Annotated in this window: 9 protein-coding genes; 6 read left to right on the plus strand and 3 right to left on the minus strand. The window is 49.7% G+C overall.

Annotated features, from left to right (window positions below):
- The first annotated feature begins 1 nt into the window (after position 1).
- The 3 genes from NBZ79_RS18670 (at position 2) to NBZ79_RS18680 (ending at position 3,306) form a co-directional block, all read left to right on the plus strand.
- Complete coding sequence (locus tag NBZ79_RS18670) at positions 2 to 1,534, plus strand: acyl-CoA synthetase (RefSeq protein WP_251934171.1); 1,533 nt, start codon at positions 2 to 4, stop codon at positions 1,532 to 1,534.
- A gap of 87 nt (positions 1,535 to 1,621) precedes the next feature.
- Entirely contained in the window at positions 1,622 to 2,524 is a 903-nt protein-coding gene (locus tag NBZ79_RS18675; RefSeq protein WP_251934172.1) for an ATP-binding cassette domain-containing protein, read from the plus strand.
- A gap of 5 nt (positions 2,525 to 2,529) precedes the next feature.
- Positions 2,530 to 3,306, plus strand: a complete 777-nt coding sequence (locus NBZ79_RS18680; protein WP_251934173.1) for an ABC transporter permease — start codon at positions 2,530 to 2,532, stop codon at positions 3,304 to 3,306.
- A gap of 24 nt (positions 3,307 to 3,330) precedes the next feature.
- On the opposite strand, the gene NBZ79_RS18685 is transcribed toward NBZ79_RS18680, so the two are convergent.
- The gene (locus tag NBZ79_RS18685; protein WP_251934174.1) at positions 3,331 to 5,595 is read right to left on the minus strand and encodes an NADP-dependent malic enzyme; all 2,265 of its coding nucleotides are present in this window, start codon (positions 5,593 to 5,595) and stop codon (positions 3,331 to 3,333) included.
- A 146-nt stretch (positions 5,596 to 5,741) separates the two neighbouring features.
- Between NBZ79_RS18685 and mutS the strand changes: the two genes are divergently transcribed.
- Together mutS and NBZ79_RS18695 are read left to right on the plus strand one after the other, a co-directional pair.
- Entirely contained in the window at positions 5,742 to 8,360 is a 2,619-nt protein-coding gene (gene mutS, locus NBZ79_RS18690; protein WP_251934175.1) for a DNA mismatch repair protein MutS, read from the plus strand.
- An 88-nt stretch (positions 8,361 to 8,448) separates the two neighbouring features.
- Positions 8,449 to 9,219, plus strand: a complete 771-nt coding sequence (locus NBZ79_RS18695) for an SDR family NAD(P)-dependent oxidoreductase (RefSeq protein WP_251934176.1) — start codon at positions 8,449 to 8,451, stop codon at positions 9,217 to 9,219.
- Between the two features lie 6 nt (positions 9,220 to 9,225).
- On the opposite strand, the gene NBZ79_RS18700 is transcribed toward NBZ79_RS18695, so the two are convergent.
- Positions 9,226 to 9,852: a LysE/ArgO family amino acid transporter gene (locus NBZ79_RS18700; RefSeq protein WP_251934177.1), complete on the minus strand. Its 627-nt coding sequence runs from the start codon at positions 9,850 to 9,852 to the stop codon at positions 9,226 to 9,228.
- Positions 9,853 to 10,284 (minus strand): DUF1801 domain-containing protein, encoded by a 432-nt coding sequence (locus NBZ79_RS18705; protein ID WP_251934178.1) that lies wholly within the window; start codon positions 10,282 to 10,284, stop codon positions 9,853 to 9,855. It lies immediately after the preceding gene.
- 152 nt (positions 10,285 to 10,436) lie between these two features.
- Between NBZ79_RS18705 and NBZ79_RS18710 the strand changes: the two genes are divergently transcribed.
- Entirely contained in the window at positions 10,437 to 13,229 is a 2,793-nt protein-coding gene (locus NBZ79_RS18710) for a [protein-PII] uridylyltransferase (protein ID WP_251934179.1), read from the plus strand.
- The last annotated feature ends 15 nt before the right edge of the window (positions 13,230 to 13,244 follow it).

Raw genomic sequence — 13,244 nt, forward strand, 5'->3', positions numbered from 1 at the left:
AATGAATATAGCAAACCTACTACAACGAACAGCCCGAACCTATCCGGATTTGCCAGCGCTTGCTCATGGGCAAGACATTACCGCCACGTATCATCAATTCGATGAAGAATCCGCGGCTTTAGCCGGTGTCTTGCGAAATGATATGGGATTGCAGGCGGGTGATCGTGTAGCCCTGATCATGAAAAATCATCCAGAATACTGGATCGCTTTATTCGCAATATGGCGTGCCGGTCTTGTTGCCGTTCCCGTCAATGCAAAACTTCATATCAATGAATTTCGCTATATTCTGGAAAATTCCGACAGCCGGTTGTGTTTTGCGACAGCCGAACTTGGCGACCAATTGCAACCGCTTATTGACGAACTGCCAGACCTAGAAAGGGTTCTTTGCATTCAGGAGCAGGGTTATCAAAACTTGAAACTTGGGCCCGCTTTACCACTTCAATCCGTCAGGCCCGATGACCTTGCCTGGCTTTTTTACACGTCAGGAACAACGGGGAAGCCAAAGGGCGCAATGATCAGCCACCGCAACCTTCTCGTTGCGACCTTAAGCTATTTTGCGGATATCACGTCCTTAAGTCCCGGTGATGCCGTAATTCATGCAGCACCCCAGACTCATGGGTCTGGCCTGTACGGCCTGCCGCTGGTTGCCAAAGCCGGAATACAGGTCACGCCTGTAAGTGGCGGCTTCGATCCGGCCGAAACGCTGGATTTGATCGCTCATTTCCCCAATTCCTGCTTTTTCTTTGCCCCGACGATGGTACATCGCCTGATCGCCAGCCCGGCATTTGCAAGCGCGGATACCAGCAATTTAAAGCTTATTGTTTATGGCGGTGGCCCTATGTATGAAGCGGATATTCGCCAAGCAATCGAGGCAATTGGGCCAAAATTTGCGCAGATTTACGGACAAGGCGAAGCTCCGATGACAATCACCGGATTGTCTTCCTCTCTCATCGAAAACGATACGCATCCCAGAAGAAGTGAAATCCTTGCCTCGGTTGGCACCGAAAGAACAGATGTTGAGGTGCAAATCTTTGATCAGGATGACAATCCGCTCCCGACTGGTGAGATCGGCGAAATTGTTGTCCGTGGTGACGTTGTAATGCTTGGATATTGGAAAAACCAGGAAGCGACGGACGAGACATTACGCGGCGGGTGGCTTCATACAGGCGACATGGGATGTTTCGACGAAGAGGGTTTTCTGACATTGAAAGACCGATCCAAGGATATGATAATATCCGGCGGTACCAACATTTATCCACGTGAAATAGAAGAAGCGCTGCTGACCTACCCGTTAGTCGAGGAAGTGTCCGTTATCGGTCGACCGCATAGTGATTGGGGAGAAGAAGTTGTAGCTTTCGTCGTGTGCGCAAATGCAGCACAAATTGAGCCCCGCGACCTCGATAGCCATTGTATTCAACACATCGCCCGTTTCAAACGTCCGAAGGAATATTTCTTTGTGAAAGATCTCCCTAAAAATAATTATGGGAAAGTACTCAAAACTGAACTTCGTGAGAGATTGAAAATCAAAAATTAAAAGGGATTGTCAGATCCGCACCAATCTATAGAATAGCCGGCCACATCTTTCCCTCCTGTATCGTCCAGATTTGCCGGACTCTCACTCATGAATCAAAAACCAGTTATTGCCGCGCGTGGTTTGAAAAAGAAATATGGGGACACTGAAGTCGTCAAAGGAATTGATTTTTCTGTCGACGCTGCGCAATGCTTCGGTTTGCTTGGCCCAAATGGCGCTGGGAAATCGACAACCATGCGGATGATTATGGGCTTGTCACATATAAGCGGCGGTTCGCTCGAAGTTTTTGGCATGCCTGTCGATAAAATGCCCAGAAAAGCAAAAGCAAAAATTGGTTTGGTTCCGCAAGAAACCAATCTCGACCCCGATATCAGTGTGACAGAAAACCTAGAGGCCTTTGGCCGGTATTTTGCTTTGCCAAATAATGTTATTGCCGAACGCGTGCCTAAATTATTGGAGTTCATGCAACTTAGTGACAAGAGCAATGCGCCGGTTGTCGCCCTATCTGGCGGTATGAAACGAAGATTGATCGTTGCCCGGGCCTTGATCGGCGATCCCGAGCTGGTGATTTTGGATGAGCCGACAACAGGCCTTGACCCGCAAGCCCGGGTTCTAATCTGGAAGCAGCTTACGGACTTGAAAAAACAGGGCCGCACATTATTGCTGACCACTCACTACATGGATGAGGCTCAGCGTTTATGCGATCAAATTGTTATCATTGACGAAGGAAACATCCTCGATCAAGGGACACCTCAGGAGCTGATTGATCGCCATGTAAAAGGTCATGTCTTCGAGGTTCAAAAACCTCATCACGCGACGTCGTCACCGGAAAAGTGGGATAGTGAGGATATTGGCGATTCTATCCTTTATTTTGTGCATGATACCGTTGAATTTATTGATGATCTGCCGGAAGAGGCCTCCTACCTGCACCGTCCGGCAAACCTGGAAGATGTTTTTCTTCGCCTGACTGGCCGAATTCTTCGGGACAACTGACAAAAATGCTCATTCCAAATCCAAAATATGTTCTCGCCATTACGGTTCGACAATATCTCATTTTCTTGAAATTCATTGTTCCAAATTTAGTATCCAATGTGGCGAACCCGCTGTTATTCCTCTTCGCGTTCGGATTTGGTCTCGGGCAGTTTATCGACACAATGGACGGCATGAGCTACCTGACCTTCGTTATTGCCGGAATGATTGCATATTCGGCTGCCTTTTCTGCAAGTTTTGAGACCACAATCGGGTCTTTTACGCGGTATTTCAATATGGGTATTTGGGATGCGATCCTGTCAACGCCGGTGACCCTGACTGAGCTTCTTATGGGGGAGGTTTTATGGGCGGCAGTCAAAGCCCTTATTTCGGCTTTAAGCGTTTTGGCCGTTGGCTTGATCTGGGGCGGTGTCCCGTCAATTTCAGGTGCTCTGATCGCTTTGCCATTCGTTTTTATTGCCTCGATATGCTTTGCCTGCGTTGGCCTTCTGGCGACGGCCTATGCCAAGGGATATGATTTTTTCAGTTACTTCTTTACGTTCTGGATTACACCCATGTTCGTCTTTTGCGGTGTATTCTTTGATATCAACCGGTTTCCAGAAGTAATTCAATGGTTCGCATGGTTTTTCCCCATGACCCATCTCATCGCAGCAATCAGACCCCTCATTGCCGGGTTGCCGGTAGAGGGTCAAATGCTCGCGTTTCATACGGCTTATATTATCGCCATGAGCGTAATCTCGTTTATCCTGGCAAACAGGAAGATGCGGCAGCGCCTGTTCGATTAGGGATAAGCTGGGTGTAGGGGTTTATTACTGGCCCGCCTCATGAGCCGCCAATGCCGCCATATTAACCAAATCGGAAACCGTGGCACCAATCGGGACAATTTGAACCGGCTTTGACAATCCAACCAATAACGGACCGATCACGGTGCTTTCGCCCAATGATGACATAAGTTTAGAGGCAATATTTGCAGAATGAAGCCCCGGCATAATCAGAACATTTGCCGGTCCGGAAAGGCGACAAAAAGGATACATGGCCATGAGTTCGGGGTTAAGCGCAACATCCGCGGACATATCCCCGTCGTACTCGAAATCAAGCTCTTCCTTATCCAACAAACATACCGCTTCACGAATTCGATCAGAGGTTATATGTTGCGGATTGCCAAAATTGGAATAGGACAATAGCGCGACACGCGGCTCATGCCCGAGGCGACGGGCCACTTCCACAGCTTCTTTGGATATTTGAACGAGCTCTTCTGCCGTAGGTAGGTTTGTGACAGTCGTATCCGCCATGAACACAGTACGATCACGACCAACAATAACAGAAACACCTGCAATCCGCTGACCTTCTTTTGGGTCGATTACTTTCTGAATTTCCTTGAACGCAACAGAAAAACGACGGGTTACACCCGTTAGAACCGCATCCGCATCTCCCATTGCAACCATGCAAGAGGCGAAAATGTTCCGATCCCTGTTGACCAGGCGAACACAATCGCGGAACAAGTATCCTTGCCGTTGCAGTCTTGCGAATAGAAAGTCATGATATTTCTCGCGGTCTTCCATTTCACTCGCGTTATAAATCTCTAAACTATTAGCGCCTTCGACGCCAATTTCGTTCATTATCTTATGAATTTCGTCTTTGCGCCCGATCAGGACAGGAATACCGTACCCTGCCTTTTGGAACTCGACGGCCGCCCGAATGACCTTTTCTTCCTCGCCTTCCGCGAAGACAACACGGCGGGGAGCGGCGCGAACCTCATCCATGATCAATTGAAGCGATCCTGCCGTCGGATCCAGACGGGCCCGCAATTCATTGCGATAGGCATGTTCGTCAATAATCGGGCGTCGTGCGACACCTGATTCCATCGCCGCTTTGGCGACTGCCATGGGAACATGGCTGATCAGTCGCGGATCAAATGGCACGGGAATGATATATTCTGGTCCGTAAACAGGCCGCTGACCCTTATAGGCGGCCGCCACTTCATCAGGCACATCTTCCCGGGCCAATTCGGCCAGCGCTTCAGCCGCCGCAATCTTCATGGCCTCATTAATCGTCGTCGCCCGGACATCAAGCGCGCCTCGAAATATATAGGGAAATCCCAGAACGTTGTTGACCTGGTTTGGAAAATCAGACCGGCCTGTGGCAACAATAGCATCGTCGCGGACTTCCGCTATTTCTTCAGGCCTGATTTCAGGGTCAGGGTTAGCCATGGCAAAAACAATTGGCTTCTCCGCCATGGATTTCACCATGTCTTTCGTTACCGCGTCCTTCACGGACAGGCCCAAAAAGACATCGGAACCTGCCATCGCTTCCTCCAATGTTCTCGCTTCCGTCTCGACGGCGTGAGCGGACTTCCATTGATTCATGCCTTCTTCACGGCCCTGAAAAATCACGCCTTTCGTGTCACATAATATGGCATTTTCATGGGGAAGGCCCATGGCCTTGATAAGCTCAAGACAGGCAATTGCCGCCGCCCCGGCTCCGTTCACGACCACTTTCACATTCTTTATGCTGCGACCAGTAAGATCCAGTGCATTGATAAGCCCCGCAGCGCAAATAATTGCTGTTCCATGCTGGTCATCATGGAAGACGGGAATATCCATTAATTCGCGCAGGCGCTGCTCAATGATAAAACATTCCGGTGCCTTGATATCTTCAAGATTGATTCCGCCAAAGCTTGGCCCCATCAAGCGGACACTATTGACGAACTCGTCGACATCTTCGGTATCCAGCTCCAAATCGAAGCAGTCCAAGTCGGCAAATCGTTTGAAAAGGACAGCCTTTCCCTCCATTACAGGTTTCGATCCTAAAGCGCCAAGATTCCCAAGACCTAAAACCGCTGTGCCATTTGAGATAACGGCGACACGATTGCCTTTTGTCGTATAGTCGTAGACTGTTTCAGGATCTTCGGCGATGGCGAGGCAGGGAGCCGCGACACCAGGTGAATATGCCAACGACAAGTCATGCTGGGTTGTCATTGCTTTCGTGGCAATAATTTCCATTTTCCCGGGTTTCCCCTGCGCGTGGTAACGCAAGGCTTCATCATACTGTCCGGAATCCCGTTTATCACTCATCGAACTGCGCCCTTGTCTTTTTCATACTCAATTATGGCCAGAAAAAATTTATACAAAGCTGTTGGCAAAACAGCCTGCTATGTTAGTTTTCCTTCATGCCTACCTTAGTCAAAACCAAGTCGCAACCGAATAAATCAGTGACCCCTATGATGGAACAGTATCTCGCCATCAAAGAGGATCACCCTGATAGCCTGCTTTTTTATCGCATGGGTGATTTTTACGAACTGTTTTTTAACGACGCTGAGGTCGCCTCCGCGTCTTTGAATATAGCCCTGACTAAACGTGGAAAGCATGCCGGTCAAGATATTCCCATGTGCGGCGTGCCTGTGCATGCAGCAGATGGATACCTGCAAAAATTGATCCGCAATGGGCATCGTGTTGCGGTGGCCGAACAAACGGAAAGCCCCGCCGAAGCGAAGAAGCGCGGATACAAGTCGGTTGTTGCTCGGGAAGTTGTACGGCTTGTGACACCAGGGACAATCACCGAAGAGTCTCTCCTGGATTCGCGATCACATAATTTTCTCGTTGCGCTTGCCCGTGTTGGGAAAGTCTATGCAATTGCCTGGCTCGATATATCCACCGGTGATTTTTCCGCTACCGCTATTTCCATGGACGACATAGGTGCTCAGGTATCGAGATTGGATCCCGGTGAAATCCTGATGTCGGATCGTTGGCTGGATGAGGCGGTCTTTCGTGAGCTGGGCCAGGACTGGCAGAAAAATTTGACTCCCTTACCCTCAGTCAGGTTCGACAGCCAAAGTGGCGAGCGCAGACTACAAGCGCTTTTCGATGTCAAAACCCTTGATGCGTTTGGGACATTCAGCCGCGCCGAACTTGCGGCCTGCGGGGCTCTGGTAGATTATGTGGAACTGACCCAAAAAGGTAAGTTTCCCCTTATCAAACCACCGACGCAGCAACTCAGTAGCGATGTTATGTCCATCGATGCGGCGACCCGGCGCAATTTGGAAATGACACGTACCATGACCGGCGATCGACAAGGAAGCCTGTTATCCGTGATTGACCGAACCATAACCGGTGCTGGTGGCCGGAAGTTGACCGGAGACATTGCCAGCCCCTCAACCTCACCTGAGTTGATCCACCGGCGGCTTGATATGGTGACCTTTTTTGAACAGAGTGACTCCCGGCGGGAGAGGTTGCGAGACATCCTTCGGCGCTGCCCCGATACGGAGCGGGCGCTATCACGATTATCCCTCGGGCGCGGCGGCCCGCGGGACCTCGCCGTCATTCGGGATGGATTGGCTGAAACAACAAACCTGCGTCAGGCATTGGCTGGAAATGGCTTAGAGGAACCACCTGAAGGGATTGTTCTGGCAGGAGAACAGTTGGGGTATCACGCAGAGCTTGTAGATCTTCTAACCCGCTCGCTCGCACCGGACTTGCCTCTATTAACTCGAGATGGTGGATTTATCGGGAAAGGCTACCGAGCTGATCTCGATGAATTCAAGGCATTGCGAGACGAGAGCCGTCGCCATATTGCCAATTTGCAAGCTCGATATGCTGCTCAGGTAAAAGTGCCCTCTTTAAAAATCAAACATAACAATGTCCTCGGCTATTTCATCGAAATCACTCCGCGATTCGTTGACAATATGGAAGAGAGTTTCATCCACAGGCAAACAATGGCGAACGCAGTTCGGTATTCAACCGTCGAGCTAGGAGAACTGGAAGACAAGATTTCGCGGGCCGCGGATCGGGCACTGGCCCTCGAACTAACTTTGTATGACGAACTTGCTAAAGCGGTAACAGATTGCGGTGCAAATATCCTGTCTGCTGCTGAGGCCATGGCACAGGTCGATGTCGCTGCAAGTCACGCACAACTTGCCAAGGAAAATGATTATTGCCGCCCCCTTGTGGATGAGGGTGTTGCCTTCGATATTAAAGGCGGACGCCATCCGGTTGTTGAAGCCGCCTTGCAGGCCGCAGCCGAAACTTCCTTCGTTGCCAATGATTGTAATCTGAATGAAGACCAGCGTCTTTGGCTGCTAACCGGCCCTAATATGGCGGGTAAAAGTACTTTCCTACGCCAAAACGCGTTGATCGCAATCATGGCGCAGATAGGGGCATATGTACCGGCAGCTTCGGCACATATCGGAATTGTTGACCGTCTTTTCAGCCGTGTCGGTGCTGCCGATGATTTGGCACGGGGCAGATCCACATTTATGGTGGAAATGGTTGAAACCGCCTCAATCCTGAATCAGGCGGGTTCAAGAGCCCTCGTCATACTAGACGAAATAGGCCGGGGGACAGCAACGTTTGATGGCCTGTCAATTGCCTGGGCGACAGTCGAGAATCTCCATGATGTAAATAAATGCCGCGCCTTGTTCGCCACGCATTATCACGAGCTCACTGCCCTCGGATCAAAACTTCCAGCTCTCTCGAACCACAGCATGCGGGTCCGAGAATGGAAAGGGGATGTCATATTCCTGCACGAGGTTGGTGAAGGATCCGCTGACAGATCCTATGGGATACAGGTTGCCAAGCTTGCGGGCTTGCCGAAAGCTGTTGTAAAACGCGCCGAAAATGTTTTGGAAGCTCTCGAACAGAAAGATCAAACATCCGCATCGACGCGGCTTGCCAACGACTTGCCCCTCTTTGCAACCGTAATTGAAGAAGTCTCAACGCCCAATGTTTCTGAAACTGTTTCACCGATTTTGGAAAAGCTGGAATTGATAAGCGTCGATGACTTGTCACCTCGTGATGCGCTGGATCTTCTATATGAACTAAAAGAATTATGCCCTGATAAATAATCTAAAGAGTGACAAGCCTCTATCCGCGTTCTAGTCTGGCGCCAAACTCAGACACACAACAGAAAAATAACAAGAATGGAGAAGTCGAATGTTTGATTTATCTGGAAAAACCGCTGTTATTACCGGATCCAGTAAGGGAATAGGAAAAGCCATCGCCCACCGCATGGCTATGGCTGGTGCCAAAGTCACCATTTCAAGCCGGAAAGCCGATATTTGCGAAGAGGTTGCCGCCGAGATTAACGCCGGAATTCCTGAAGGCAGTACGGGTGAGGCTGTTTCAATCCCTTGCAATATTAACTCCAAGGAGTCCTTGCAAAATCTGGTCGACGAAACGAAAGCCAAATTCGGTGATATTCATACACTGGTTTGTAATGCGGCACTCAATCCATATTTCGGGCCATCAGCCGATTGCCCGGATGAGGCCTTTGATAAAATTATGTCCAGCAACATAAAATCCAATCACTGGCTATGTAATATGGTGTTGCCGGAAATGAAACAACGTAAAGATGGTGCCATAATCATTGTTTCGTCCATTGGCGGGATTAGAGGTTCTGCAGTACTTGGCGCCTATTGTATTTCTAAAGCGGCTGATATGCAGCTTGTCCGTAATCTGGCCGTCGAGCATGGACCGGACAACATCCGAGTCAATGCCATTGCACCGGGCCTGATCCAAACGAACTTTGCCCGGGCCTTATGGGAAAACCCGGAAATACTGAAACAGGCGACATCCCGCGCGCCCTTGCAGCGGATTGGACAACCTGATGAAATTGCTGGTGCCGCCGTTTTTATGGCGTCCGACGCAGGAACATTCCTGACCGGTCAAACGCTCACAATCGATGGTGGACAGACCATCACCTGACAATCTCTAGATTGCCGCCACTTGCCCTAAAAGCAAATTGGCGGCGACAGCAAACATCATCAAGGCAACAATCGTATCCAGAACCCGGCTTGCAGCCGGGTTCTTCATGATCGGCGTTAACATTCTTGCGCTATAACCGACACTAAAAAACCAGACAAATGACGCGGCAATTGCGCCGATGACAAAATGGATTCTAGCAGCAAATTCGTAGCCAGCGGCTATGGATCCCAGCAAGACGACCGTGTCCAGATAAACGTGAGGGTTTAACAACCCAAAGGCCAGTGTCAACATGATTGCCTTTTTCCGAGAAGACACAATTTTTTGGTCCGCCTCCGCAATAAGCGGCTTCGGCCAAATTGCCCGCCAAGCCGACATTAAGCCAAACCCAACGAGGAAAAGGGCACCGCCCCAAGCTGCCCAGGGCACCAACCAGGGAAAAGCCGCTATTGTCGATCCCAGTCCGAGAGCGCCAACCAGGATTAAAAATCCGTCAATAAAAGAGGACAGCAGGCAAACAATAAAAACCTGATCACGTGCCATCCCCTGGCGCAGAACAAATAAATTCTGGGCACCAATGGCAATGATCAAGGCGGCGCCAAGTATGGCGCCGTTTATCAGGGCGGAAAACTCCATTCAGGAGGGCTTTTTAGAGGTTTTTTTGCGTTGATGATAGGTAAGGGCGGCGACAATAAATTCTTCCAAGACCTCTTTCTCAAAATCATCGGTCGAGGCAAATAGTAATGCACGTGATCCGCTATAGCGGAATGCCTTCGGATGCGATTTTTTGAAATCCTTCACAAGAGACGTCTGACAATGAACGTAAAGACCATACTCCTCTTCATTCCCTGACGGCGCGAGGCGTATGGTTGTTCCACTTCTGCTTTTGCTCGTCAGATAACTTGGAACGCCCCATTTCAGCGTTTCTTCAATTTCGCCAACGCCTTCGGTACGACTTGCCGCCTCCAGTATCAATTGCCGCAGGCCGAGGAGTTTTGATCGAATAGGCTTGGGAAATGCCTTAAAGGCAGCGGCGACGGACAAATCTTCAATGTCAAAATGCTTCATTGCAAACGATCTTTCAAAGGGACGACAACGCTCTGATTGCGTATTTTCGAGAAATTTCCCGTGTTTTTTGCTAAATATAAGCTAGCTTAGTGTTTAAAGCAGTTTAAGTTGCACCCTTATCAAATTCAAGATGAACTCTATACCGGATCCTTATGGAAAAGATTCCAAATCGAAAAGAAATAATAAACCGCAAATTGCTGATCACGGAGATTGACAGCATTGCGGCGGAATATTCACCGACAAGCTTCGAATTCAGACGCGAGCTTCTGGAGAAATTAAAATCGGTTTTGGAAGGCGGGACCAAGGAACTCGAGCGCCGTTTTCTGGAATCCAACAAAGGTCGGCCGGCGATGTACGCCAATTCCTTTCTGATCGATCAGATCATTCGAACCATTTATGATGTCGCGTCCAAGAATGTTTATCGCCTGAGTAATCCCACGCCGGAGGAAACCCTGTCCATCGTTGCGGTTGGTGGCTATGGACGCGGTGAATTGGCGCCTTACTCAGATGTGGATTTGCTGTTTTTATTTCCCTACAAGCAAACGTCCTGGTGTGAGCAGGTTATAGAATTTACACTTTATATGCTTTGGGATCTGGGGTTGAAGGTAGGACACTCAACCCGCAATGTGGATGAATGCATTCGCCTCGCAAAAAAAGATGTGACAATCCAAACCGCCCTTCTGGAAGCCCGGCATCTTTGGGGGGATCAGGAACTGTTCGCCGAAATGCGTCAAAAATACATGAAAGAGATCGTTGCCGGCAACAGCAAGGATTTTATTGAAGCCAAATTACAGGAAAGAGGGGAGCGGCATGAAAGGTTTGGCAACTCCCGCTACGTCGTCGAGCCCAATATCAAGGAAGGAAAAGGCGGCTTGCGAGATCTGCAAACCTTGTTCTGGATCGCCAAATTTCTCCATGGAACCACAGAAATTTCACGATTAGTGGAACTCGGCGTGTTTACGGAGAAAGAACGCCGCCGATTTACAAAAGCCTCCAATTTTCTGCGAACCGTCCGCTGTCATCTGCATTATCTGGCGAAGCGTCCCGAAGAGCGCATAACCTTTGACATGCAACCGGAGCTCGCCCAGCGCATGGGCTATAAAGATCACGCCGGAACCCTTGGTGTTGAGCGCTTTATGAAGCATTACTTTCTGGTAGCGAAAGACGTAGGAGATCTGACCCGCATTTTTTGCGCCAATCTGGAAGCCGAGCAGCAGAAAAAAAGCAGGTTTGCCATTACCCGCTTCGGCTTGAGGCGTAGAAAGCTGAAAGGGTATCGTGTAGAGAGCGGCCGCCTCAATGTCACCAGTGATGATGATTTTAAAAATGCGCCGGTCAAGATGCTGGATCTGTTTCACTTGGCTCAGGAAAAGCAACTGGACGTTCATCCGAACGCTTTGCGGCTCATCCGTCAGGACCTGAAGTTGATCAATCGCAAATTACGGGCCGATAAAACAGCCAATCGTCTCTTCCTTGACATGCTGACGAGCCGCAACGATCCGGAAACAACATTGCGACGGCTGAATGAAGCAGGGGTCTTTGGGCGCTTTATTCCCGATTTCGGACGGGTGGTCGCGCAGATGCAGCACGATATGTATCATGTCTATACGGTCGATGAACATACGATCCGCGCCATCGGTATTTTATCGCAAATCGAATCCGGGTTGCTAATAGAAGATCATCCCTTGTCCCATAAGATATTACCAAAGGTCCTGTCGAGAAATGTCCTGTACTGCGCCGTCCTTATTCACGACATAGCGAAAGGAAGAGGCGGTGACCATTCCATACTCGGGGCGGAAGTTGCAGAAAAACTATGCCCCAGATTAGGATTGTCCGCGTCCGATACGGAAACCGTGGCCTGGCTTGTCCGCTACCACCTGGCGTTCAGTAATTTTGCCTTCAAGCGGGATATTTCGGACCCGAAAACCGTGGAAGATTTTGCCAAGATCGTCCAAAGCCCGGAACGGCTGCGGCTGCTGCTTATTCTGACTGTGGTCGATATCAGGGCTGTTGGGCCGAAAGTGTGGAACGGCTGGAAAGGTCAGCTGTTGCGCGAGCTGTATTACGCCAGTGAAACGGCGTTAACGGGTGGGCATATTTCCGAAGGCCGAGAAGAAAGGGCGAAACATCTGCAGGAAAACCTGACGACGGCTTTAAAGGGCTGGAAAAAAGCGGATATCGAAAAACAAATCAACCGTTTCTATCCTTCCTATTGGATGGCAACTAACAGCGAAGACCAAATTGCCCATGCGAAGCTCATGCGAAAGGCGGATAAAAAGGGGAAACTTTTCACGGTAGATGCGAAAAGCGATCCCTTTCGATCAATAACAGAGGTCACCATCTTTACGGCCGACCATCCCGGATTATTTGCCCGCGTTACCGGTGCCATGTCGATCACGGGCGCCAATATCGTTGATGCCAAGATACATACGACGACCGATGGAATGGCACTTGATACCTTCTTTATTCAGGATTCCGACGGTAAGGTTTTCGATGCGGGAGAGCGTATGAAGAAACTCCGTGTTGCCATCGAGGCGACCTTGCAAGGCGACAGGAAGCCCCATGTGGAAATCATCGATCGTCGCAAATCCAGCTTGCCCAGCAGAACGCAGGTGTTCAAGGTCCAGCCCTCGGTGCTTCTCGACAACAAGGCGTCCAACACCCATACAGTTATCGAACTGATGGGCCGGGACCGCCCCGGCCTTCTGGCCGAGCTTTCGCGCACCTTGTTCACCTTGTCCTTGACCATTTCATCCGCTCATATTGCCACATATGGCGAGCGCGCCGTTGATGTATTTTATGTAAAAGATAGTTTCGGCCATAAAATCACCAACAAGGTAAAGCTCAGTAACATTGAGAAAAAGCTGGTGCTTGCCTTAACAGATAAAATCGCTTCCGGTACAAGGGGAGTCAAATCAAAAAAGAAAGCTACTGCCACGGGGTGATTAAATCCGCCAACG

The organism is Sneathiella marina, assembly GCF_023746535.1.
Taxonomy (GTDB): domain Bacteria; phylum Pseudomonadota; class Alphaproteobacteria; order Sneathiellales; family Sneathiellaceae; genus Sneathiella; species Sneathiella marina.

Excerpts from the sequence above, each read along its gene's own strand:
- NBZ79_RS18670 (WP_251934171.1), top strand. The coding sequence starts at position 2 with ATGAATATAGCAAACCTACTACAACGAACAGCCCGAACCTATCCGGAT.
- NBZ79_RS18675 (WP_251934172.1), top strand. The coding sequence starts at position 1,622 with ATGAATCAAAAACCAGTTATTGCCGCGCGTGGTTTGAAAAAGAAATAT.
- NBZ79_RS18680 (WP_251934173.1), top strand. The coding sequence starts at position 2,530 with ATGCTCATTCCAAATCCAAAATATGTTCTCGCCATTACGGTTCGACAA.
- NBZ79_RS18685 (WP_251934174.1), bottom strand. The coding sequence starts at position 5,595 with ATGAGTGATAAACGGGATTCCGGACAGTATGATGAAGCCTTGCGTTAC.
- mutS (WP_251934175.1), top strand. The coding sequence starts at position 5,742 with ATGATGGAACAGTATCTCGCCATCAAAGAGGATCACCCTGATAGCCTG.
- NBZ79_RS18695 (WP_251934176.1), top strand. The coding sequence starts at position 8,449 with ATGTTTGATTTATCTGGAAAAACCGCTGTTATTACCGGATCCAGTAAG.
- NBZ79_RS18700 (WP_251934177.1), bottom strand. The coding sequence starts at position 9,852 with ATGGAGTTTTCCGCCCTGATAAACGGCGCCATACTTGGCGCCGCCTTG.
- NBZ79_RS18705 (WP_251934178.1), bottom strand. The coding sequence starts at position 10,284 with ATGAAGCATTTTGACATTGAAGATTTGTCCGTCGCCGCTGCCTTTAAG.
- NBZ79_RS18710 (WP_251934179.1), top strand. The coding sequence starts at position 10,437 with ATGGAAAAGATTCCAAATCGAAAAGAAATAATAAACCGCAAATTGCTG.